At 62.8% G+C, this 22,417-nt stretch carries 15 protein-coding genes and 1 pseudogene; 5 read left to right on the top strand and 11 right to left on the bottom strand.

Annotated features, from left to right (window positions below; all coding sequences use genetic code 11):
- Nucleotides 1–313: 313 nt before the first annotated feature.
- Nucleotides 314–1,476, bottom strand: a protein-coding gene (locus tag ABNQ39_RS36225) for an IS3 family transposase (RefSeq protein WP_376967642.1) whose coding sequence is annotated in 2 segments (ribosomal slippage) — nucleotides 314–1,227 and nucleotides 1,227–1,476 — 1,164 coding nt in all. Because the reading frame shifts where the segments join, the coding sequence is not laid out codon by codon here.
- A 151-nt stretch (nucleotides 1,477–1,627) separates the two neighbouring features.
- On the opposite strand from ABNQ39_RS36225, the pseudogene ABNQ39_RS36220 reads away from it, so the two are divergent.
- The 5 genes and pseudogenes from ABNQ39_RS36220 to ABNQ39_RS36200 all read left to right on the top strand — a co-directional run.
- Nucleotides 1,628–2,213, top strand: a pseudogene (locus tag ABNQ39_RS36220) (Tn3 family transposase); the annotation flags it as partial.
- A gap of 636 nt (nucleotides 2,214–2,849) precedes the next feature.
- The gene (locus tag ABNQ39_RS36215; protein WP_376967640.1) at nucleotides 2,850–4,292 is read left to right on the top strand and encodes a methyl-accepting chemotaxis protein; all 1,443 of its coding nucleotides are present in this window, start codon (nucleotides 2,850–2,852) and stop codon (nucleotides 4,290–4,292) included.
- Nucleotides 4,293–4,353: 61 nt separating this feature from the next.
- Complete coding sequence (locus ABNQ39_RS36210; protein ID WP_376967638.1) at nucleotides 4,354–5,148, top strand: EAL domain-containing protein; 795 nt, start codon at nucleotides 4,354–4,356, stop codon at nucleotides 5,146–5,148.
- A gap of 493 nt (nucleotides 5,149–5,641) precedes the next feature.
- Complete coding sequence (locus ABNQ39_RS36205) at nucleotides 5,642–7,336, top strand: methyl-accepting chemotaxis protein (protein WP_376967636.1); 1,695 nt, start codon at nucleotides 5,642–5,644, stop codon at nucleotides 7,334–7,336.
- Nucleotides 7,337–7,364: 28 nt separating this feature from the next.
- Complete coding sequence (locus ABNQ39_RS36200) at nucleotides 7,365–9,884, top strand: ATP-binding protein (RefSeq protein WP_376967634.1); 2,520 nt, start codon at nucleotides 7,365–7,367, stop codon at nucleotides 9,882–9,884.
- 137 nt (nucleotides 9,885–10,021) lie between these two features.
- Here ABNQ39_RS36200 and ABNQ39_RS36195 read toward each other — a convergent pair whose 3' ends face one another.
- The 10 genes from ABNQ39_RS36195 to ABNQ39_RS36150 all read right to left on the bottom strand — a co-directional run bounded on the left by ABNQ39_RS36195 (nucleotide 10,022) and on the right by ABNQ39_RS36150 (nucleotide 22,339).
- Nucleotides 10,022–10,237, bottom strand: a complete 216-nt coding sequence (locus ABNQ39_RS36195; RefSeq protein WP_376967632.1) for a hypothetical protein — start codon at nucleotides 10,235–10,237, stop codon at nucleotides 10,022–10,024.
- A 437-nt stretch (nucleotides 10,238–10,674) separates the two neighbouring features.
- Complete coding sequence (gene fbaA, locus ABNQ39_RS36190) at nucleotides 10,675–11,787, bottom strand: class II fructose-bisphosphate aldolase (RefSeq protein WP_376967630.1); 1,113 nt, start codon at nucleotides 11,785–11,787, stop codon at nucleotides 10,675–10,677.
- A 197-nt stretch (nucleotides 11,788–11,984) separates the two neighbouring features.
- Entirely contained in the window at nucleotides 11,985–13,076 is a 1,092-nt protein-coding gene (locus ABNQ39_RS36185; protein WP_376967628.1) for an IS1595 family transposase, read from the bottom strand.
- Between the two features lie 1,037 nt (nucleotides 13,077–14,113).
- The gene (locus ABNQ39_RS36180; RefSeq protein WP_376967626.1) at nucleotides 14,114–15,136 is read right to left on the bottom strand and encodes an IS110 family transposase; all 1,023 of its coding nucleotides are present in this window, start codon (nucleotides 15,134–15,136) and stop codon (nucleotides 14,114–14,116) included.
- A gap of 622 nt (nucleotides 15,137–15,758) precedes the next feature.
- Entirely contained in the window at nucleotides 15,759–16,730 is a 972-nt protein-coding gene (locus ABNQ39_RS36175; protein WP_376967624.1) for an acetamidase/formamidase family protein, read from the bottom strand.
- A 32-nt stretch (nucleotides 16,731–16,762) separates the two neighbouring features.
- Nucleotides 16,763–17,458, bottom strand: a complete 696-nt coding sequence (gene urtE / locus ABNQ39_RS36170) for an urea ABC transporter ATP-binding subunit UrtE (protein ID WP_376967622.1) — start codon at nucleotides 17,456–17,458, stop codon at nucleotides 16,763–16,765.
- Nucleotide 17,459: 1 nt separating this feature from the next.
- Nucleotides 17,460–18,218, bottom strand: a complete 759-nt coding sequence (gene urtD / locus ABNQ39_RS36165) for an urea ABC transporter ATP-binding protein UrtD (protein WP_376967620.1) — start codon at nucleotides 18,216–18,218, stop codon at nucleotides 17,460–17,462.
- On the bottom strand, nucleotides 18,215–19,339 hold the full coding sequence (urtC, locus tag ABNQ39_RS36160; RefSeq protein WP_376967618.1) for an urea ABC transporter permease subunit UrtC: 1,125 nt from the start codon (nucleotides 19,337–19,339) through the stop codon (nucleotides 18,215–18,217). Before urtC ends, urtD begins: the two co-directional genes overlap by 4 nt.
- Nucleotides 19,336–20,940 carry an urea ABC transporter permease subunit UrtB gene (gene urtB / locus ABNQ39_RS36155; RefSeq protein ID WP_376967616.1) on the bottom strand — a complete coding sequence of 535 codons (1,605 nt, stop codon included), beginning with the start codon at nucleotides 20,938–20,940 and terminating at the stop codon, nucleotides 19,336–19,338. The genes urtC and urtB overlap by 4 nt, the downstream gene beginning before the upstream one ends.
- Before the next feature lie 148 nt (nucleotides 20,941–21,088).
- Entirely contained in the window at nucleotides 21,089–22,339 is a 1,251-nt protein-coding gene (locus ABNQ39_RS36150; protein WP_376967614.1) for an urea ABC transporter substrate-binding protein, read from the bottom strand.
- Nucleotides 22,340–22,417: the final 78 nt, after the last annotated feature.

The raw sequence follows: 22,417 nt of genomic DNA, 5'->3' as shown, positions 1-22,417 counted from the left end.
GGAACCGTGGCGCCGCGGGACTGAAGCCGCGGCGCCAATGATGGGGCGCATGGTAAACGCCCTCCGCCCCGTCCGATTCTTGTCTTTTGGTTCCGTTCCGCTCTACTGCTTGGGTGAGCGGCAATTCGGATCGTTGCGGGAACGAGAGTGCTTATGGGCGATCATCCATCTCGGCCTCAGCCGCTTGCCACGGCTCATCTCCTGAGAACCGGGGCAGCCTGCCCCAGCCCGTCACCCAATCCCGTCCACCAACTCCGCCCGCTTCACCACGCCATCTACATGGCGGCTGACCTGAGACCGAGGTTTCCTCCGGTCATCGGCAGAGTCTCTGTAAGTTGTGATGCCCGAAGCGGGCGGTGATGGCAAGCCGGGCCGGGGCATGCCCCGGCCCGGCTTGCGATGCGGCTGCGGCGACCTCGGCGGGCGTGGCGCCGCCGAGACCGGAGTGCGGCCGGACATGGTTGTAGTCCTCCTTCCAGGCAGCCAGGACGGATCGGGCATGAGGCAGCGACGCGAACAGCGTCTCGTTCAGGCATTCATCCCGAAGCCGCCCGTTGAAGCTCTCCACGAAGCCGTTCTGCATCGGCTTGCCGGGGGCGATATAGTGCCACTCGATCCGGTGTTCCTGGCTCCAGCGCAGGATTGCCATGCTGGTCAGCTCCGTCCCGTTGTCGCTCACCACCAGCAGCGGCTTGGCGCGCCGGGCGATCAGGGTGTCGAGTTCACGGGCGACGCGGGCGCCAGACAGCGAGGTGTCGGCCACCAGTGCCAGGCACTCGCGTGTGAAGTCATCCACCACGGCCAAGATCCGGAAGCGCCGCCCGTCGCAGAAGCTGTCGGTGACGAAGTCCAGCGACCAGCGCTGGTTTGGCCCCTGCGGCAGCGCCAGCGGCGCCCGCGTGCCCAAGGCGCGCTTGCGTCCACCGCGCCGGCGCACCTGGAGCTTCTCCTCAGTGTAGAGCCGCCGCAGCTTCTTCTGGTTCATGGCATGGCCCTCGCGGGCCAGCAGCAGATGCAGCCGCCGATAGCCGAAGCGCCGCCGCTGGCGCGACAGCTCGCGCAGCCGCTCGCGGACAGCCGCATCATCCGGGCGCCGGGAGCGATAGCGCACGGTCGAGCGATCCGCTCCCAGCACAAGGCACGCCCGCCGCTCGCTCACCCCGTGGTTGGCACGGACATGAGCAACGGCATTCCGCACAGCCGCGGGCGTCACCATTTTTTTGCGGCGACGTCCTTCAGGATGGCGTTGTCCAGCATGGCTTCGGCCAGCAGCTTCTTCAGCCGCGTGTTCTCGTCCTCGAGCGCCTTCAGCCGCCGGGCCTCGGAAACCTCCAGCCCGCCGTACTTGGCCTTCCAAGTGTAGAAGGTCGCCTCGCTGATCCCATGCCGGCGGCACACGTCCGCCGTCTTCTGGCCGGCCTCCTGCTCCTTCAGGATGCCGATGATCTGCTCCTCGCTGAACCGGCTGCGTCTCATCCGTCCGTCTCCTCTCGATGACGGACCCTACCTTTCCCTGGAGGAACTTTCCGGTCTCAGGTCACGGCTGACGGCGCGCCTCCACACAATCCTGCGATGAGGATCTCCACTCGGCCATCAGGCCTCTCGCCACCACGGTGAATAAAGGCGGCTAGCCTCTCATACGGTGAACATCAACCTGATCGTCCAACATTGGGTTGACCTGTCGCGCTTTGCCGGATCGCCCGAGCTGGGCCTTGTCCAGACTGGCGGGCTGATGCGGACTCTGCAGACGAACGATCGGCCGAACCAGCTGGCGCTGGCATTGGAGGCTCTGGGACGGATCATCAAGACGCTCGACCTGCTGGCCTACATCAACGACGAAACCCACCGCCGCCGCATCTTCATCCAACTGAATCGTGGCGAGGGCCGTCACCAGCTTGCCCGTACGGTCTTCCATGGGAAGCGCGGTGAACTGCGCCAGTACTACCGAAGGCCAAGAGGACCAGCTCGGCTCCCCCGGTCTGTTCCTCAACGCCATCATCCTGTGGAACATGATCTTTATGGATGCACCACTCGACCAACTGCGGACGTAAGGCTTCGATGTGGGTGACGAGGATGTGGCGCTGCTGTCGCCGCTCGGTTTCGAACACATCAACATGCTCGGCCGCTACGACTTCACCTTATCGGATGGGGTTGCCCGCGGCGAATTGCGCCTGCTTCATGATCCCGCCCAGGTCATGGACGAATTGGCCTGAGGCTCTAAACTCCCTTATGTCGGCTGTCTGTTCCATTACTCCCGGAACTCCGAATACTACAAGCATGAGGATCAAGCGATTGCCCTGGGGCGTGAGCGCATGCGTAGAGAGAGAAAATACTCCTAAAAGTAATTTTTTGTACTCCGCCGATTACAAATCAGATGATTACGTGATAAAAAAGTACAGATCTTCCCCCGATGCATAGATATATTACTTTATTCATATAGCTAAGTCTTCGAACTATTTTGGACGGGACTTTCTATCAGTGCAGAAAACCCATTCTCTTAGCGCGAAATCGCTGTTTTAGGATGATTTTCAGTCAGAAAGATTTGATAATCATACGTCTGCAAATCACTTGATGACTAGGGAGTTGGCATTGAAACGAGAGATTAATCATAAATTGAAATGTAATCGTTTTCTGCGCCAAGAAATACAGTTCTGCGGCAGAGAAAACCCGTATAGCTTTCCAAGCCACTACGGCCCGATCACCCATCCGGCTAATGATTCAGTTGCGGCTGAAAGCGCAGAAAGCGGCTGAGAACGTGATCATCATGTCCAGAAAAGTGAAAACACCAAGTATCCCAGAAAAGTGAAAACACCAAGTATCAGCAGTAGGAAATCGAGAAGGATTCTAAGGTGTTCTTTCAATCATCAAAGCGCAGCGACGCTGAAGCAGTCCTTGCATCCCTGGATCGCTCGCAAGCCTTCATCGAATTCGATATGGAAGGGACCATTCTCGCCGCCAATGGCAACTTCCTTGTAACGATGGGATATACCTTCGAGGAAGTGAAGGGAAAGCACCACAGTTTTTTTGTCGAGAAAGCCTTCCGGGACAGCCCCGAATACCAGGATTTCTGGAACAAGCTGAAAAGCGGCCAATTCATACGCACGCAGTTCAAGCGCATCGGCAAGGGCGGCAGAGAGGTCTGGCTCGAGGCGTCCTACAATCCGGTCCTGCGCAAGGACGGCACCCCCCGCAAGGTGATCAAATATGCAACGGATGTCACCGACCAGAAACTGGAATATGCCAATCTGATCGGTCAGTTCAACGCCATTAAGAAATCGCAAGCCGTCATCGAATTTACTCCTGACGGAACTATCATTTCGGCAAATGATAATTTTCTTGCAGTGATCGGCTATGGCTTCCCCGAAATCCAGGGAAAGCACCACAGCCTGTTCGTTGAGCAGGAATTCCGGGACAGCCTCGAATACCGGCAGTTCTGGGAAAAGCTCCGTCAGGGGCAATTCCAGCGCCGGCAATTCAAGCGGATTGCCAAGGGCGGTCGCATCATTTGGCTAGAGGCCAGCTACAATCCGATTTTCGACCTGAACGGCTCGCTGTTCAAGATCGTCAAGTTCGCCACGGACATCACCGACCAAGTCAGCCTGCTGGCCAACCTCAAGACGATGATCGATTCCAACTTCACGGAAATCGAGGCTGCCGTTTCGCAATCCAACTCCTTGGCTTTGTCCGTCGGCTCCGCCGCCAGTCAGACATTCGGCAACGTGCAGACCGTCGCAGCCAGTTCCGAAGAATTATCCGCCTCGATCAACGAAATCGCCCAACGGATGGTCGAATCGCAAATCGCCGCCGACCGGGCAGCCGAGCAAGCCCAGTCCGCCGACACCTCGTCGCAGCGTCTTTCACAGGCCGCCGCCGACATGGGCAACATTCTCGGCATCATTCAAAATATCGCAGCGCAAATCAATCTTCTCGCCTTGAACGCCACCATCGAGGCCGCCCGTGCAGGCGAAGTCGGAAAAGGCTTCGCTGTGGTGGCTGGCGAGGTGAAGAACCTAGCCAATCAGGCGGGAAGAGCCACCGAGCAGATCGGCCAGGAAATCGAACGGATTCAATCCACGTCGCATGACGTCGTATCCTCCCTCGGCCGCATTACAAACTCCATCAGGGATGTACAACGGAACGTGTCTGTTACGGCTTCTGCCGTGGAGGAGCAGACGCCGTCACGCGCGACATGTCGTCCAATATGCATAGCGCAGCCATCGTCGTCGGAACGATCACCGGAAACATTGCTCAGATTTCCACTGCCATCAACCAAAGTGCCGATGCATTGCTGAAGACAAGGAACGCTGCGCAGATACTCGCACGTTGAGAAACAAAGAAGTCAAGGTGCAGACCATGATGCACACGGCCATCGCCGACGCTCTGCGGGATTCTCTCACCAATTCCAGCCAATGGCTCAGGATGGTATTTCAACCCCAATATGCCCTAGACGACAATCGTCGTTTGGTTGGTACCGAAGCCTTGATTCGTTGGCGCCATCCGCGTCTCGGAGAGATTTCGCCGGCCGATTTCATTCCCGTCGCCGAAATGATCAACCAGATCGTCGATCTCGATCGTTTCGTTTACAGAAGGATTATTGGGCTGATTCAGGCTTGGCAGGCGTTCGCCGTCAATTTTCCGCCGATCAGCGTCAACATATCGCCTCTGTCCTTATGTATTCCCGGCTTTATCGATGAGCTTATTCAAAACGTTGAAGATGCAGATATTCCTCAACGGATACTGAGAATTGAGATCACGGAGCGTGAGCGTTTGGAAACAAATTCTGGATCCTTGAAGAAGATGGAACTCATAAAGCAGGCGGGGATAGGCATATCAATTGATGATTTCGGCATCGGATATGCTTCTTTTCCATATATCAAGCACAAAATTGCCTCTGAGCTTAAAATAGACAGGAGCTTTGTATCTGGAATTGGACATACATATGTAGATGAGGCGATGATCCGATCAATGATCATCCTTGGGCATTCGCTTGGCCTGAAAATCGTTGCCGAGGGTATAGAGACCAGAGATCAATTTGATTGGCTAAAGACCTCCGGTTGTCAAATTGGTCAAGGATATTTTCTGTCAGTTCCATTGGAATTTGAAGATTATACAAGGTTGATATCGCATCAAGCTTTAGTTCTACATTAATTGCCGCAATGTTCGGTCAATATTTGTTGATCGATTATGCTCGATTCCGCAAGGCACCTTAGAGTGCCTCCAACGAAATGGAGGAGAAGCAGGGAGACGTAAGCCAGCAAAGGCCGCATCCGCGTGAGAACTTGCCAACAATGATACCCGCGCACTGAGCGCGGGATCAGCCTGCCTTCGGGACGAAGAAAGGGTTGCGCGGCACGCTTGGCCGCCAAGCCCTGCGCCGAAGGCGCGTCGTTGCGCGGCAGCAGGGCTTGCCGCGCCACGCGCAGGGGCATTCATGTCCCGGATGCTGGAAAGCGGCCTGATGCTTGGAAAAGGCCCAGACCACAGTTACGGGTGACGAAGGCGCTCGGCAGGCCATGGCACACCGGGGCTTGTTAAGCTCACCCATGGTGAAGAGGAGTATTGCGCTTTTCAACAGCTTCGACGAAGCGCCAGAGGGCACGTGTTTATCCAAACCAAACCACCAATGGGATAGGATCTCACAATGCAAATACTGAACAGCGCATCCATTCGAATGAAGATTCTGCTTCTCCTGAGCCTCTTCCTCGCACTTCTTATCGCCCTTGGCGGATTTTCATTCTTTGAGATTTCCAAACTCAACGCGGGAGCAAGGAAAGTCCGTGAAAATGTATTGCCATCCATCCAGACACTTGCGGAGATGCATGAAGCCGCTCTGAAGTATCGTGTTCAGGAAACTCAGCACATCCTCAGCGAAACGGAGGATAGCCGGAAAAAGGTCGAGCTGCGGCTATCCGCCGCATTGAAGGCTTTCGACGACGCCCACGACCGGTACCGCCAGATGATCGTCGACGACGACAGGGAGAAAGCCCTGTACGGCGACTTCCTGACTGCTTGGCGGGCTTATCAAACAATCAGCAGCGAAAAGCTCCTCCCGCTGTCCCGCGACAATAACAACATGGGGGCGCTGGCCGTCATGCAGCGCGAAGCCCGCGACGCCGTGACCAAGGTGGAAAACACAATCAACACCTTGATCACATACAATGCGGATCAGGCCGAGATGGCGGCGAAAGCTGGTGAGGCCGCTTACGACGAGGCGGTCGTCGGCACGGTGATCACGATCCTGCTGGCTCTGGCACTCTGCATCTTCGGTGGATGGCTGGCGGTGAAAACCATCTCGCGTCCGATTTCGAGCCTGACCGGCACGATGTTGCTCCTGGCGCGTCGGGACTATGCCGCCGCGATCGATGGCGGCACGCGCGGCGACGAGATCGGCGCGATGGCCCGGGCCGTCCAGATCTTCAAGGACGGGCTGATCGAATCGGACCGGCTCGCCGCCGTCCAGGCCGCGGAACAGGAAACCAAGGAGAAGCGGGCCGAGATGGTCGACCGGCTGATCATCCACTTCGAACAGGACGCCGCCCAAGCCCTGCGTACGGTGGCCGCAGCTGCCGCCGAACTGAACAGCACGGCGCAGGCGATGGAGGCGACGGCCCAAGGCACCAGCACCCAGGCGACGACCGCGGCAGCCTCCGCCGAACAGACTAGTGCCAACGTGCAGACGGTGGCGAGCGCGACGGAGGAGATGGCGGTCTCGGTCCGCGAGATCGCCGGCATGGTCACGCGGTCGACGGCGGTGGCCGGGCAGGCGGTCACCCAGGCCGAACGCACCAACGCAACGGTGCGCGGGCTGGCCGACACCGCCCAGCGCATCGGCGCGGTGGTGCAACTCATCACCAAGATCGCCGGCCAAACCAACCTTCTGGCGCTGAACGCCACCATCGAGGCGGCCCGTGCCGGCGAAGCCGGCAAGGGCTTCGCCGTCGTCGCCAGCGAGGTCAAGAGCCTGGCCAACCAGACGGCGAAGGCGACGGAGGACATCGCCGCCCAGATCGCGGCGATCCAGGACGCGACCGGGGAGGCTGTCGGCGCCATCGCCGACATCGGCGAAACCATCGGCTCGATCAACGAGATCTCGGCCTCGATCGCCGCCGCGGTCGAGGAGCAAGGAGCAGCCACCGCCGAGATTTCCCGCAACGTCCAGCAGGCTGCGACCGGAACGCGGCAGGTGTCCGGCATCATCGGCGCCGTGACCCTGGCGACCGGCGAAACCGGTGCGGCGGCACGGCAGGTGCGGGGTTCGGCCGGCAGCCTGTCGCAGCAGGCCGAAACCCTACGATCGAACGTCGACCGCTTCCTGTCGTCGATCAAGGCCGCCTGAACGTCGCAGATACCCAGGGAAAAAGACCATGAGCAAAAGGAATATGGGCGAAGGGTCCTGTCCAACCGTCCACCTACCCCCGAAGGCCGCGGCCTATTCACCCTGGATGACGAACATGGATGCTGGCGAAGACCGATTGTCGACGATTGGGCCGGCTTGTGGTGATGCCTTGGGGCAGGTCATCCGAACCTTCGACTGGTCCCGCACGGCTCTCGGGCCGGCGGAGGACTGGCCGGCGCCCCTCCGCATCGTCGTGGAACTGATGTCGGGTTCCCCTCTGGCGAAGGCCGTCCTGTGGGGGCCCGACCTCGTCCTGATCTACAACGATGCCTATCACCGGATCGCCGCCACCGGAGATCACGGTGGTGGACGATCCGCCATCCTGGGGCAACCGGTGCGCGGCTGCTTGGCGGATGCCTGGGGACTGGATGCGGCGGCCGTCGAAGCCGCACTGCACGGCGAGGCCGGCCTTGTTTCGGATGTGGAACTGGCAGTCCAGGGGCACGGCATAGGGGAGAAGGCTTGGTTCGATCTGGCCTACAGTCCGGTCCGCGACTCCGGCGGCGGCATCGGCGGCGTCCTGATGACGGCAGTCGAGGTCACGGTGCGGCATCGCGTCGAAGCGGAGAATAGGCGGATCACGCGCGATCTTCAACGCAAGCGCGAATTGCTGGACGCGACCTTCGCGCAGAGCTTCGGCGGCAGCGCCCTGATCCGGGGAACCGATCTCACCATCCTGCTGGCCAATCCCGCCTTCCAGGCCATGGTCCCCGACAGGACGGTCGTCGGACGGGCCGTGCACGAGATATGGCCGGGTTTCTTGCCGCACTTCGAGGCGATCTGCCGTCGGACGCTGGAAACCGGCGAGCCCTATATAGTCAATGACGAACAGGTCATGCTGGAAAGGGACGGTAGGTGCCCTGAACCGGCATGGTTCAGCTGGCAGTTGAGCCGCGTGGCCTTGCCGAGGGAGGAGGGGTGGGGTCTCCTGCTCACGAATTGGGAAACCACCCGGTGGCGGCATGCCGAAACGGCCCTCCACGAGAGCGAGGCCCGGCTTCGTGCGCTGGTGGAAGCAACCTCCTATGTCGTTTATCGCGCCACCCCCGACTGGACCGAGATGCGCCTGATCGGCAAAGGCTGCCGTTCTGCCGATAGGCAGCGACCGAACCGCAATTGGCTGCATGATTACATCCATCCTCAAGACCGGACCTTGGTTGAGGAGGCGATCCGGGATGCCGTTCACAAACGGGAGGCTTTCGTTCTGGAGCACCGGAGCCGCCGCGCGGACGGTACGTTCGGGTGGACGCTTTCGCGAACGGTGCCGCTTCTAAGCGCTGACGGTAAAATCACCGAATGGTTCGGCGCCGCTACCGACGTGACGGAACGCCGGCTGGCGGAGCAACAGATCCAGACGGCGATGGAGGATGCCGAACGCGCCCGCGATACCGCTGAGCAGGCGACGCGGAGCAAATCGCGCTTCCTGGCGGCCGTCAGCCATGACCTGCGGCAACCCTTGCAGTCGTTGTTCCTGTTCCTGGAAGTCGTCAAGCCGCACATCGCCACGGGCGGTCAGGATCCGGCAAGGCATCTGGAAAGTGGATTGAACACCCTGCGCGATTTGCTGGACAACCTTCTCAACATCTCCCGGCTGGATGCGAAGGTGGTCCAGCCCGACATCCAGGAACTTGCCATAGGCGCCGTGATCGGACCGATCGCGGACGCCTATGCACCGCTGGCCGCCGCCCGGGGCCTGGAACTGCAGGTGATCCATAGAAACGAGACAGTGCGCAGCGACCGTGCTCTGCTGGGACAGATGCTGCGCAGCCTGATCAAGAATGCCATACGCCACACCGAGCGGGGGCATGTCTCCATCACCTGCAAGGAGATGGACGGTGCCTTGCGCCTCGACGTCGCGGACAGCGGGATCGGCATCCCGCCCGTGCATCTGGAACTGGTATGGGAGGAGTTTTACCAGGTCGGCAACCCGGAGCGCGACCGCAACCGGGGATTAGGGCTGGGGCTCGCCATCGTGCGTCGCCTTTCCGCACTGCTCGGCCACCCGGTGACGGTCCGGTCGACGCCGGGCGTGGGATCGGTGTTCTCCATCGAACTGCCTCTCGGTCGGGGCATGTCATCCCGCGGTCCCACCCCGATCCCCACGACGCCCGCAATTGGCCGCCTCGCCCTGGTGGTGGACGATGACGTCAACGTGCTGATGGGGCTGAAAATAAACTTGGAACAGTGGGGATTTACGGTTCTGGCCGCAGAGTCCCTCGATCAAGCCCTGGACAAACTCAAGGATGGCCGTCGTCCCCCTGACGTCATCGTCACCGATTACCGCCTGCGCGGGGGGCAGGTCGGCACCGATGTTATCCTCCATCTGCGCGAGAGTATTGGCAGCGATATTCCCGCTCTCGTCCTGACGGGCGAGGCCGACTTCGACCTCAGCGGGAAGATTAGCGGGCACGGCTTGGCCGTCATCCACAAGCCGGCCACGCCCCAGCAGCTGCAGAGGGTGCTGGAGACGCTCACCGGGCGACACTGATGTGGTGGAGGGGCCAAAAGGCACTATTAGTGTTGGCTGGATACTGGTTCTCCCGCACTTTGCGTGATGCTGGCCCCGGCGCCCGGTGTGTTGCAGCGAGGCGAGCGGTGCAAGAGACGCCCCAGTTCCGTTGGTGATCAGGCGACGCGGACGGAGTTCGGGCCTCCGAGGTCGAGCATGCGGTTGAGGACGATGACGTCAATGGCGACTTCGGTGGCCTGCGTCTGATCGGAATGGGAACGTAGCGCCTCGCCGAGGACGCCCTTCCAGTGCGCCATTTGGCTCTCCACGCCAGCCCTCTTGTTGTAGTCGCTGGTCTGCTGCCATCTCATCCGTCCGGTCTCGGCGATCATTTGGATGTGACGGTCGCGTTGGGTGGGAGCGGTCTCAGCCGTGTCGCTGAGCAGGGCATCGCGGCGCGGTGGTGCCACCGCCACGGCTTCGGGATGGCGCTCGTGGACCGCCGCATAGAGGACAGCGCGATAGGTGTCAGCTAAACAACGCCGCCATTATCAACCAAAGACAGCTACGGCCGAGCGGATGCTGATCCCGCCCTCCTTGGTCCGCCGGAGTTGGCGCCCGACGGTGTAACGAAAGACGGCCGGAAGCTGGAGGGTTGGGGGAACACGAGGCCAAAGGGGTCGGATCACCGTCCACCCCTTTCGGCTTCGGCGTTCAACCTGACCTACCGCTCCAGCAGACGTCACGCTGACGGTGTGCACATTTCCCGGCGATTATCCGCTCTGAAGCACATCGGATGCTTGATGAGCACCCGATGTGCTTCATGCGTTCAGCCCGCCAAACTGCGTCCGGCCGAGCCAAGATCGGCGAAAGCCTCGTTCAAGCGGGTGACGATCCCTTGTTCGCCGGCCCGAAGCCATTTGCGGGGATCATAGAGCTTTTTGGTCGGTTTGCCATTGGCCGGGTCAATCTGATGTGCGAAGGCCGTGGAGTTGGCCTTGACGTAATCGCCGATGGACGAGGCGAACGCAAACTGGGTGTCGGTATCGATGTTCATCTTGAACACGCCGTACGACACCGCGTCGCGGATCTTGTCCTTCTCCGATCCGGAACCGCCGTGGAAGACGAGGCTGAGCGGCTTGTCTCCGGCCCCGAACTTGGCGGCGACCGCCTCCTGCGAGGCTTTCAGAATTTCGGGGCGCAATTTCACATTGCCCGGGGCATACACACCGTGGACGTTGCCGAAGGAGGCGGCAATGGTGACATGGCCGATGGCAGAGAGCTCTTCCCAGGCGCGGCAGACATCTTCCGGCTGGGTGTACAGATGGGCGTTGCTCGCCGACTCCTCTAGGTCGTGGCCGATGCCGTCCTCTTCACCCCCGGTCACTCCAAGTTCGATCTCCAGGCTCATCCCGAGCGGTGCCAGCCGCTTTAAGATCTTCACGCACTCGGCGATATTGGTATCGAGCGGCTCCGCCGAAAGGTCGATCATATGGGAAGAGAAGAGAGGCTTTCCCGTGCGGGCCATGTGCGCCTCGCTGTGGTCGATCATGCCATTCACCCAGGGCAAGAGAGACCTGTCCGCATGGTCGGTGTGCATGATGACGCAGACGCCGTAGGCTTGTGCGAGCAAGTGGACATGCTGCGCGGCGGAAACGGCGCCGAGGATGCGCGCGGTCTCGGCATTCGGGCACCCTTCACCCGCGAAGAAGCGCGCACCACCATTGGATAGCTGGATAATTACGTCCGACCTGTTGCGCGCGGCGGATTCCAGAACAGCGTTGAGGCTGTTGGTTCCGACTACGTTCACGGCTGGCAGCGCATAGCCACCAGTCCGGCAGGCATCGAGCAGGGACAGATAGTTAGCTCCCGTGACCACGCCTGCCGGCAGTGAATGTGGCCGTGTAGAATCCGGAATCGACACCGCGCTTCTCCGTTCCATTAATTATAGTGAAGCAGTGTATGCTAAACAGCCGTCGCGCATTTGGATGGGTGGCACCCCTCAACACCGAATCCCGTAAAGCCTATCAAGGCCCGCTATCGCCTAGGTTGAAATATCCCATAGGCCGGGCAGAGTGTCACGGGAGAAATGGGACGTGGAGGGGAGCCCGATAGGTGTCAGCAACAACGCCGCCGTTATCAATCGAAGACAGCTACGGCCGAGCGGATGCTGATTCCGCCGTCCTTTGTCCGCCGGAGTTGGCGCCCAACAGCATAACGGAAGACGGCTGGAAGCTGGAGCGCTGGGGGAACACGGGACCAGAGGGTTTGGATTACCGTCCGCCCCTTGCGGGTCCGGCGTTGGGCCTGACCTGCCACCGTGCGCTGGGCCCAGCGGAAGCCGATCTCGCCAAAATACAGGTCAGCATGGTCGGGGCTGATGTGATGGAAGACGCCGGCGATCGTGCGCCGGACACGATCGTTGAAGCCCTCGGCCGAATTGGCATGCACACTGCCGCGAACGTACTCGCGCTGGGAATGGCGGACGGTATCGTGCGCAGCGAATGCGCTGCCGAAGGCGACGAACGCCTTCCATTCGTCGCTCATCAGGTGCGCGTCAGGATCGACAGCGGCTTCCAGCACCCGCTCGGCCTCGTCGAGCGACAGATCACCAACCACGGCGGCACGGGCCTCGCCCGCCGGCGTCCCTGGTTCCCGACTGCTTGGCCGCTGGACGACCGCGAGAGCTGGCGTCTTCGTCGTACGGGGATGGCCCTTGCGTCCGCGCCCCAGCTTGGGAGGGTTGGGGTCACGGCGCGGCTTGGCGCCGAAGTGGAACTCGTCGATCTCCACTGTCCCGCCCAGCGGATGGTCGCGCAACACCAGGAGCCGTAGGACGTGACCCATTCGCCATGCTGTCGACTGGCTGATGCCGAGTGCTTCGGCCAGACGGATGGACGAGATGCCCTTGTCCGATTGCAGGATGAACCACAGCCCCATGAGCCAGGTCCGCAACGGCAGTTTCGTTCCATGCAACGGGGTTCGCGTCGTCACGGTGAACTGGAAGCGGCAGTCCGGATTGCAGCACTGATAAAGCCCTGGCCGTGACCGTCGTCCCATGTCGCGCCCGGCCAGGGTGATCGAACGCCGCGAGCCGCAGGCCGGACAGAACCGTCCGTTCGGCCACACCATCGCCTCAACCAGCCGGCGGCACCGCGCCTCGTCGCGGAACGCTTCGGTCATCTCCGCCACGGTCCGAATGGCCGTCAGCTTTTCGAGAACCGATTCCATCGCCCCCTCCGTGCTTGATGGCTGAGAGTCGCATGTAAGCGCTGGGGAAGCTATGCTTTACTGTGTTTAGTTGATAATGGCGATATACGCTAAGCGGACAGAGCAAGAACATAGGCTTGTCACGGGGCGTTACGGTCCACTTCTGGAGCTGCTGCAGCCCCATCGCGCGCGTGTTTCACGATGCCAGCCACAGTGTTCTTGCTGAGTCCCAGCTCCAGGCCTGTGAAACAGCACGCAGGTGGGGCTCTTCCGCGCTTTCGGTGCAGATGGTCGCGAGGCATCACGGAAAAGCCACTGATCACGCTTAGGAATCTCAAACCTGCCGCCGCAATCGCGGACCTTGCTCTTTCCAGAGCTGACACAAGCGAGATTCTTATGGGAAATCAATGACGTGCTTTGGATCGGCTTCCGTTGGCTGCACCGAAAGCGCGGAAGAACCGCAGGTGGGCCCCCAAGAGTTCTCATGCCCTCAGTAGGTTACTGTGCCGATCGGTGTCGAAACCTCGTGCCGATTCCCACATCATCTCCCGCCGGCCGGCAAACTTTGCAACATCTATGGACGCCCCCTGCCCTGCAAGAGCGTTTATCAACGTGACGGCTCAAGGTGTCGGTTGCTGCCATCTATCCGGCCTTTGGGTGCAGCCCAAGAGCTGCGGGCCTTGATGAGATCCGCGGATCAGTTCCCAATCAGAGCCTCGAGCTCTTCGGCTCGTTGTTGCAAGCGGGTTTGGCTGATCCCGGTCCGACTTGGTGTGCCATCACGTCGTTCATCGCCCTCGCAACCGAAGGGGAGCTTGCTGTGTCGCGCTCACGACGCTGGTCCGGCGTCTGGTGTGGCTGCATTCATCGTCATCTCATCGTCCAACCTCTCTGTTCGAGCGTCGGGACCACCTCTCCGTCCCGACCTGTCAGTCGTGACAGCGCCGCGCGCGGTGCCGGGCAAGGCCGGCCCTGTGGGCCGCCGCGCCAGCGGCTTGGCCTTGCCGGGTACAAGCCCGGCGCTACGCTTACTCTGGTCGGGGGACCAGCCTTCCACGTCAGGCACCTGCCGAAACCTGGGAGGGGCGCCGGTAGGTCTCACCGCGCGTCATCACCGCCCAAGCGATCCGCGCCGTCTTATTGGCCAGCGCCACGATCGCGACATTCACCGGCCGACGCTCCAACAGCTTGCTGACCCACGGCGAGGAGGAGCGCCACCAACGCAGCAGCGCGCGGGCGCCGTGCACCAGCATGCGGCGCAAATAGCCATCCCCCGCTTTGGAGATGCCGCCCAGACGCTCCTTGCCACCGCTGGAATTTTGCCGCGGCACCAAACCGAGCCAAGCCGCCAAGTGGCGCCCTGAGGTGAAGGTCTTCGCATCACCGATCGTGGCCACCAGCGCCGTCGCAACGATCGGGCCGATGCCGGGGACGGTGAGCAAGCGCCGGCAGGTCTCGTCCCTCTTGGCCTGCTCGGCCAGTTGGGCATCAAGTTCGTCAATCCGGCGTTCCGTATCCCGGAGTTGCTCCACCAGCACTTGCAGCACCGCCTTGGCGGCTGCAGGGACCGCCTCGTCGCCGGGTTCCGCCAGCCGCATCGTCAGTTGCGTGACCTTCTGGGCCCCTTGCGGCGCCACAATGCCGAACTCGGCCAGATGGCCGCGCAGAGCGTTGATGACCTGCGTCCTTTGTCGCACCAGCGTCTCACGCACGCGATGGATGACCAGTGTGCTCTGCTGGTCCTCGCTCTTGATCGGCACGAAGCGCATGCTGGGGCGCTGGACGGCCTCGCAGATTGCCTCGGCGTCGGCCTGGTCATTCTTGTGACGCTTGACGTAGGGCTTCACGTACTGCGGCGGCATCAGGCGCACCGTATGCCCCAGCTTGCTGATTTCACGGGCCCAGAAATGCCCGCTGGCGCACGCTTCCATGCCGACCACACAGGCCGGCAGGTTCGCGAAGAAGCTCAGTACACCATCCCGGCGCAGGCGCTTGGTGAGAACGACCTCGCCGCGCTCGTCGACACCATGAACCTGGAACACTGACTTGGCCAGATCGAGGCCGATGATCATGGGCTGCATGGGAAGGATCTCCGTTTCCAGAGGGTCGATCCCCTTCAGGTGGTGTCACTCACCAGAAACAGGGGGCGTCCATCCCATTAGAGCCCAAATATCGTGCGGCTTTCGCCCAGGGGTGCGGGGTCGCTTGGGATAAGACCGGGACGTTCAACCAGCGCAATGCCATCCCGGTTACAGACGTGACAGCGTGGATTGGCGCGAACCTTATCTCGCCCCATAGCGCGTAGCCGTGTGGCGGCGGCATGATCGGCGCGATGCTCTGATCACAGCAGGTGTCGATGCGCGCCACCTGTTCGAGGACAGGGCATCGGGGGCACGGCGGCAGCAAGAAGGAGAGGCTGTCATGGTGGCCACCCCGTTGCCATCAATCCCGAAAAGTTGGAAGCGGTGATCACCGCCCTCAACGATGGCACCAGCAAAGCCTATGAAACCGTGATCCACGTCTCTGGTGGCGCGATGCGGACCGACGTGGAAGGCCCGCCACTCCGGCTAGGCTGCCATTGAAAGCGGTGGTCAAAGGACGTTCCGCATTGCGCCGACACCGAGGCCGGGCCGGAGGCTGTCCGACGGAAGGAGGGTGTCCCCCGGCCCAACATGTGGACGCCCCCCTGAACCGGTCGCGCGTCTACCGCCTTCCGCCGAGGTAGGCCTTGGGGAACAGCATGTGGACGCCCTTGTTGATGTCGACGAGCTGCGTGACGTGCAGATCCGCGACAAGGCTGCACAGCATGTAGGCCTCGTTGCGCGTCAGGCTGGAGCGCTCGCAGACCAGCCGGACCATCTCCCGCACCGCCTGACGCGCCGCCTCGTCGAGATCGACATTGAGGCCGATCGACATCAGCTTGTCCGGTGTCTCAGCGAAGGGCTGGGTGATGCTCATGTCCTTGCGGACGGTCAGCCGGAAGGTGCCGTTCAGCGCCGTCTCAAGCGCGGTTATGCACACCTCCCCATGGCCCTGGCAGCCGTGACCGTCGCCGGCGGAGAACAGCGCCCCTTCGTTGAAGACCGGCAGGTAGAGCGTGGTCCCCGGGCGCAGATCCTTGTTGTCCATGTTGCCGCCGAAGGCGCGGGGTTCCGGCGAACCGACGCGGCCCCACTCCTTGGGCGGGGCGACTCCCATGATGCCGAAGAACGGGTCGAGCGGGACTTCGGTGCCCCAAGGCAGCACGCCCACCCGCTTTTCGCGGTCCACGCGGATATGGATGCGCTCGTAATCGGTGAATTCCTCCGGCAAGGTGCCGAGCAACGGCAGGATGGCGCAGAAACCCCAGTCCTGTCGCGGCTCGACCTCCAGGATATCGACCTGGAGCACGTCGCCCGGCATCGCGCCCTTCACGTAGATCGGCCCCGTCATCATGTGCGGGCCGACCGGGCCGACCACCACCTTGGACCCGTCGCCGCCGGGGGAAAGCGCCTCGATGGCCCGCCGGTGGTCGGGGGTGACCAGCGCCGGGTCGGGCGGCAGATCTTCCTGAAAGCAGGCCGGCAAGGTGTGGATCTTGACCGTCTCCCCGGACTCGACGGTCAGCACCGGCGGCGTGTCGGCGTCGAAATAGCCCCAGAAGACGTTTTCCGGATTTGCGTGCAACTCTTGCATCAATGGGATCTCCAGTTCAGAAGCGCGCTCGGTCACACCGAGACGAAGGACTTGATCCGCTCATGGTCCATGGCGGACGACTCACCGCTTTCGATGACGCCGCCGCGTGAAAGGACGACGTAGCGGTCGGAAATGCTGCGGGCGAAGTCGAGGTATTGTTCGACGAGGAGGATGGCGATGCGCTCCTTCAACGAAGCGATCACCTCCTCGATGCGCTGAACGACGGAGGGCTGGATGCCCTCCGTCGGCTCGTCGAGGATCAGCAGCGACGGGCGGGTGGCTAGCGCGCGGGCGATGCTGAGCTGCTGCTGCTGCCCGCCCGACAGGTCGCCGCCGCGCCGGTTCCACATCTCGCCCAGCACGGGGAACAGGGTGACCAGCTCGTCGAAGACGGCGTCCGCGTCGGGGATGGCGCAGGCGCGCGACGCGATCTCGATGTTCTGCCGCACGGTGAGGTTGGCGAAGATCTCGCGTCCCTGGGGCACATAGCCGAAGCCGGCGCGGATGCGGCGATGCGGCGGCAGGCCGGTCAGATCGGCGGTGCCATAGCGGACGCTGCCGGAACTGACCGGCAACAGCCCCATCAGACAACGCAGCAGCGTCGTCTTGCCCGCGCCGTTGCGTCCCAGCACGGCGAGGCACTGGCGCTCCTCCATGGCGAAGGAGATGTTGCGCAGGATGTGGCTGCTACCATAGTGCTGGTTCAGCGTATCGACGGTCAGTGTCATCTCAGCGCCCCAGATAAACGTCGCGGACCTTGGGGTCGGCCTGGACGCGCGCCATGCTCCCCTCGATCAGCGGGCGCCCCTCGTGCAGCACGGTCACCAGATCGGCGATGCGCTCGACGAAGGACATGTCGTGTTCGATGACGACGATCGCCCGCTCGGGCGACCGCAGCGACAGCACCAGCTCGGCGGTCCGTTCGGTCTCCACGTCGCTCATCCCGGCGACCGGCTCGTCAAGCAGCAGAACGCGCGGTTCCTGGAGCAGCAGCATGCCGATCTCCAGCCACTGCTTCTCGCCATGGGACAGCACGCCGGCGCGCCGGGTGTCGACGCCGGCCATGCCGATGCGGTACAGCATGGCGTCGGCCCGCCCTTCCTCGTCCGCGGTCAGCCGGTGGCCCATCTCGCGAAGAATGGAGCGGCCGGCCGAGCGCAGGGCGAGGCGCAGGTTGTCGCGCACACTCAGCGCCTCGAACACGCTGGGCTTCTGGAACTTGCGGCCGACGCCCGCCAGCGCGATCTGCGGCTCCGACATGGCCAGCAGATCGAGCGTGCCGTCCAGCATCACCTGTCCGGTATTGGGCCGCGTCTTGCCGGTGATGATGTCGAGCAAGGTGGTCTTGCCGGCGCCGTTGGGACCGATGATCGCACGGATCTCGCCGCGGTTGACCAGCAGAGACAGGTTGTCGATGGCGCGGAACGACCCGAATCTGACCGACAGGCCGTCGATGTAGAGGGCCGGGTGTTGGGCTGGCGCACTCATATCTTGCGCTCCCGGCAAGCGGCGATCCGCCGCCGGACGCCGCCGCCCAACGCCGCCGTATCTGCCAGCCCGTTGGGCAGCTGGATGACCACCAGCAGAACCAGGACCGATAGGATGAAAGGCCAGACCGCGGGGATCCAGGCGGTCAGCAGGAACTTCAGCGTGGTGATGAGGACGGCGCCGAGGAAGGCGCCGACCAGCGTGCCGCGCCCGCCGATGGCCACCCACACGGCGATCTCCAGCGACAGTTCGGGCGACAGCAGCCGCGGGTTCACGATGCCGACCTGCGGCACGTAAAGGGCGCCGGCCACCGCCGCCAGCACGGCGGACACGCACCAGACTGTCAGCTTGATCCACAGCGTGTCGTAGCCGAGGAAGCGCAGCCGCGCCTCGTCGTCGCGCACCGCCACCAGCATGTGTCCGAAGCGGGAGCACACCAGCCGGTCGAGTCCGAACAGCGCGATGGCCGCGGCCAGCATCGACGCGGCGCTCAGTCCGGCCACTGTGGCACGCCCGGCAAGCGGCTGCCCGGCGATCTCGGTGAAGCCGGTCATGCCGTTGTTGCCGCCGAAGCCGGTGTCGTTCCGGTAGAACAGCAGCATCGCCACATAGACCAGCGCCTGGGTGATGATGGCGAAATAGACGCCGGTGACGCGCGAGCGGAAGGACACGAGTCCGAACAGGAAGGCGACCAGGGCCGGCAACGCGACGATCAGCAGCACGATGTAGCCGAGGTGCCCCATGCCGGCGTAGTAGAAGGGCAGTTCCTTCCAGCCCATGAACAGCATGAAGTCCGGCGGCGTGCCGGTCGCCTGGAAGGCCACCGTCACCAGATGCATGGCGATGAGATAGCCGCCGACGGCGAAATAGAGCCCGTGGCCGAGGCTGAGAATGCCGGCGTAGCCCCAGATCAGATCCAGCGCCACCGCCAGCAGACCGTAGACGGCGATCTGTCCGACCAGATTCATCAGATAGACCGATGGGCCGGCGTCAGCCCGCCCGGCGAGCAGGACCGCGACGGCGCAGCCAGCCAGAACCACCGCCAGTGGCGTCGTCAGGCCCCGCGGCGCGGCGACGATCCGCCGCCACGGGGCGCGGGGAGAGGGGGAGAGAGCGTTCATCGGCGCCCCTTTACGGAAAAGATGCCTTCGGGCCGAAACTGGATGAACAGGATGATCATCAGCAGGACGATGACCTTGGCGGCCACCGCCCCGTAGAGCGGCTCGATGGCGACGTTGACCTGCCCGATGCCGAGCGCTGCGACCAGCGTGCCGGCGAGGTTGCCGACGCCTCCCAGCACGACCACTAGGAAGGAATCGACGATAAAGTTCGTGCCCATGGTCGGATTGACGTTGTAGATCGGGGTCAGTGCCAGTCCCGCCAGCCCCGCCAGTCCCGATCCCACCGCGAAACTCAGCAGGTCGACGCGGCGGGTGGAGACGCCGACACATTCCGCCATGTCGCGGTTCTGCGTTACCGCCCGGACGAACAGGCCGAGCCGCGTCCGGCGCAGGACGAGCAGCGCCAGCGCCAGGATGGCGGCGGCGAAGACGATGGCGAACAGCCGGTTCCAGGTCACCACGAAGTCGGCAAAGACGCGGGTGCCGCCGGACAGGTACGAGGGAATGATGAATTCCAGGTTCTGCGTGCCGAACAGCACCTGCACCAGATTGACCAGAAAGAGGCTGATCGCCCAGGTGGCCAGCAGAGTCATCAGCGGGCGGCGGTAGAGATGGCGGATGACCAGCAATTCCATCGCCATGCCGACGCCAGCCGACGCCGCGAAGGCGACCGGGACGGCCAGCGGCAGATACCAGTCGATCATCGCAGGGGCGACGGCGCGGAGCACCTCCTGCACCAGATAGGTGGCGTAGCTGCCGATCATGATCAGTTCGCCTTGGGCGAGGTTGATCACGCCCATCAGGCCGAAGATCACCGCCAGCCCGAGCGCCGCCATGAACAGGATGCTGGTGTAGCTGAGGCCGCTGAACAGCACCGACGCCAGGCGGCCGGCCTGCAACCGGCGGTCCATCGCTGACAGCGCCTCGTCCAGCGCCGCGCGGACGCGGGGATCGGCGGTGTGGTCGGGCTTGCCGGCGAGCGTGACCAGCGCCGTTCGGTTCCGCGCGGTGGGCATGCCCGCGATGTTGCGGATCGCCGCCACGCGCGTCTCGACCGACGGCGCTTCCAGCGACTGGAGAGACTGGACGAGTTGCAGCCGGTCGCGCAGTTCCCCCGCCTTCTGCCGCTGCACCGCGGCCGTCAGCGCGGCGTCCGGCACGATGTCGTACTGCTTTTCCAGCACCGCCACCTGCGACGCCGCCTGCGGCCCAGTGGGATCACCGAGCAGGCCGAGCAGGCTTTCCGACATCTCGACCCAGGCGCGGGTGCGCAGATTGACAACGGGGGATGACGGGGGTTGGGCGGGGGCCGGCATCTCCTGCAGGGTCACCGGATCGCGGTAGGCACTTCCGTCCTTCAGGAGGCGGGGGCCATTGCGGGCGCAGCGCAGATCCCGCCCGTCGAGGGCGGCGAGGATCCGGCTGCCCCAGGCGGGGTCCTCGCGTCCGGCGGCGACCGCCGCAAGCAGGTCCCCGATGGCTTCGGTCATCGGCGTGGTCTTCGCCTCGCAGAGACGCTCCACCACCGCGTCGCGGCTGTAGGCTTGCGGCGCGTCGCCCGCATACGCCCGCCCGGCCCCGGCGAAGACCACGACCGCCATGGCCAGAACCGCCAGGGCGTGGTGATGGCCACGGGACCGGCCCTGGGCGCGCGATAGGAGGCAGTTCTGAATAAAGCCAGTAATCATGCCACACTGACGGACACGTCGGCCGGCCCGACGGGCAGGCCGACGCCGTCCGCTCCCTGGTTCAAGCGTAGGGGCTGAAGGGAACCGGCTTCGGCGTACCCTCCGACTGCCACAGGATGTCGAAGCCCTGCTTGTCGTTGACCGAGCCGATGAAGACGCCGCGTCCGACGTAGTTGTTCTCGCCGGTCATCGACAGAGTGTAGCCCGACGGATCGTCGAAGGTCAGGCCGGGGAAGGCCGCGCGCACCGCGTCCACCTCGGTGGTGCCGGCCTTCTGGCAGGCCGCCGCCCACAGATGGACGCCGTCGTAGGTCGACACCATCGGGTCGATCACCACGTTGTTGCGGAAAGGCAGCTTGTTGGTATCGACGTAGTCCTTCCAGGCCGCTTTGAAGGCGTCGTTGCGCGGCGAACCGGCGTTCTGGAGATAGGCCCAGCAGTTGAGATGCCCGACCATGGTCGTGGTGTCGAGCCCCTCCAGATCCGCCTCCAGCATGTCGAGCCCCAGCACCGGGATGTCGGTGGCGCGGAGGCCCTGGCTGATCACTTCCTTGAAGAAAGCCGGGATCGAGGAGCCGACCACGGTCAGGATGACGATCGGCTGGCCGCCCGGCTGGCTGGCGAACTGGCGGATGTCGTTGACCAGCGTCTGGAAGTTCGAGAAGTCGAAGGGCACGTAGTGCTCGCGCCAGCTCGCCTCCTTGAAGCCTTTGGAGGTCAGGTAACCCTTGCAGATCTTGTTGATCGTCCGCGGCCACACATAGTCGGAGCCCAGCATGAAGAATCGCTTGGCCGCGCCTCCGTCGTCACTCATCAGATATTCGAGCGCGGGCAGAACGGAGCTGGACGGCGGGGAATTGAGGTAGACGACGTTCTTGGAATTCTCCTCCCCCTCGAAATGCAGGGGATAGAACAACAGGCCGTTGTTCTGCTCGACCACCGGCAACACGGATTTGCGCGACACCGAGGTCCAGCAGCCGAACAGGCTCGCGACCTTGTCCTGGAGCAGGAGCTGGCGGCCGAGCTGGGCGTAGAGCGGCCAATCGGAGCCGGGATCGGTGACCACCACCTCCACCGGCCGGCCGAGCACGCCACCCTTGGCGTTCAGTTCCTTGGCGGCCATGCGGCACACATGGTTAAGGCGACCCTCGGTGTTCGCCATGGTCCCCGACGACGAGAAGAGGCAGCCGATCTTGATGGGTTCGGCGGCCTGGGCGCCGCGGATGATCGACGGCATTCCGAGGGTACCGGCGGCCATGGTGGCCGTCTTCAGGAAGGTGCGACGCTTGACGGCTGATGTGATGAGCTTCATCGCTGACCTCAGTCCTTGCCAGTTGCGGGCTGGACCTACATCAGCAAGCGACGTGCCAATTTTCTTACATTGCGTAAG

This window comes from Azospirillum sp. A26 (assembly GCF_042604635.1).
Classification (GTDB): domain Bacteria; phylum Pseudomonadota; class Alphaproteobacteria; order Azospirillales; family Azospirillaceae; genus Azospirillum; species Azospirillum palustre.
This window is presented reverse-complemented; position numbering and strand designations above follow the sequence as displayed.

What these genes read in the sequence shown, in the direction of transcription:
- ABNQ39_RS36185 (WP_376967628.1), bottom strand. Translation starts at nt 13,076, where the DNA reads ATGGAATCGGTTCTCGAAAAGCTGACGGCCATTCGGACCGTGGCGGAG.
- urtD (WP_376967620.1), bottom strand. Translation starts at nt 18,218, where the DNA reads ATGAGTGCGCCAGCCCAACACCCGGCCCTCTACATCGACGGCCTGTCG.
- fbaA (WP_376967630.1), bottom strand. Translation starts at nt 11,787, where the DNA reads ATGGAACGGAGAAGCGCGGTGTCGATTCCGGATTCTACACGGCCACAT.
- ABNQ39_RS36210 (WP_376967638.1), top strand. Translation starts at nt 4,354, where the DNA reads ATGATGCACACGGCCATCGCCGACGCTCTGCGGGATTCTCTCACCAAT.
- ABNQ39_RS36175 (WP_376967624.1), bottom strand. Translation starts at nt 16,730, where the DNA reads ATGCAAGAGTTGCACGCAAATCCGGAAAACGTCTTCTGGGGCTATTTC.
- ABNQ39_RS36200 (WP_376967634.1), top strand. Translation starts at nt 7,365, where the DNA reads ATGAGCAAAAGGAATATGGGCGAAGGGTCCTGTCCAACCGTCCACCTA.
- urtC (WP_376967618.1), bottom strand. Translation starts at nt 19,339, where the DNA reads ATGAACGCTCTCTCCCCCTCTCCCCGCGCCCCGTGGCGGCGGATCGTC.
- ABNQ39_RS36195 (WP_376967632.1), bottom strand. Translation starts at nt 10,237, where the DNA reads ATGATCGCCGAGACCGGACGGATGAGATGGCAGCAGACCAGCGACTAC.
- urtB (WP_376967616.1), bottom strand. Translation starts at nt 20,940, where the DNA reads ATGGCGGTCGTGGTCTTCGCCGGGGCCGGGCGGGCGTATGCGGGCGAC.
- urtE (WP_376967622.1), bottom strand. Translation starts at nt 17,458, where the DNA reads ATGACACTGACCGTCGATACGCTGAACCAGCACTATGGTAGCAGCCAC.
- ABNQ39_RS36205 (WP_376967636.1), top strand. Translation starts at nt 5,642, where the DNA reads ATGCAAATACTGAACAGCGCATCCATTCGAATGAAGATTCTGCTTCTC.
- ABNQ39_RS36150 (WP_376967614.1), bottom strand. Translation starts at nt 22,339, where the DNA reads ATGAAGCTCATCACATCAGCCGTCAAGCGTCGCACCTTCCTGAAGACG.
- ABNQ39_RS36180 (WP_376967626.1), bottom strand. Translation starts at nt 15,136, where the DNA reads ATGCAGCCCATGATCATCGGCCTCGATCTGGCCAAGTCAGTGTTCCAG.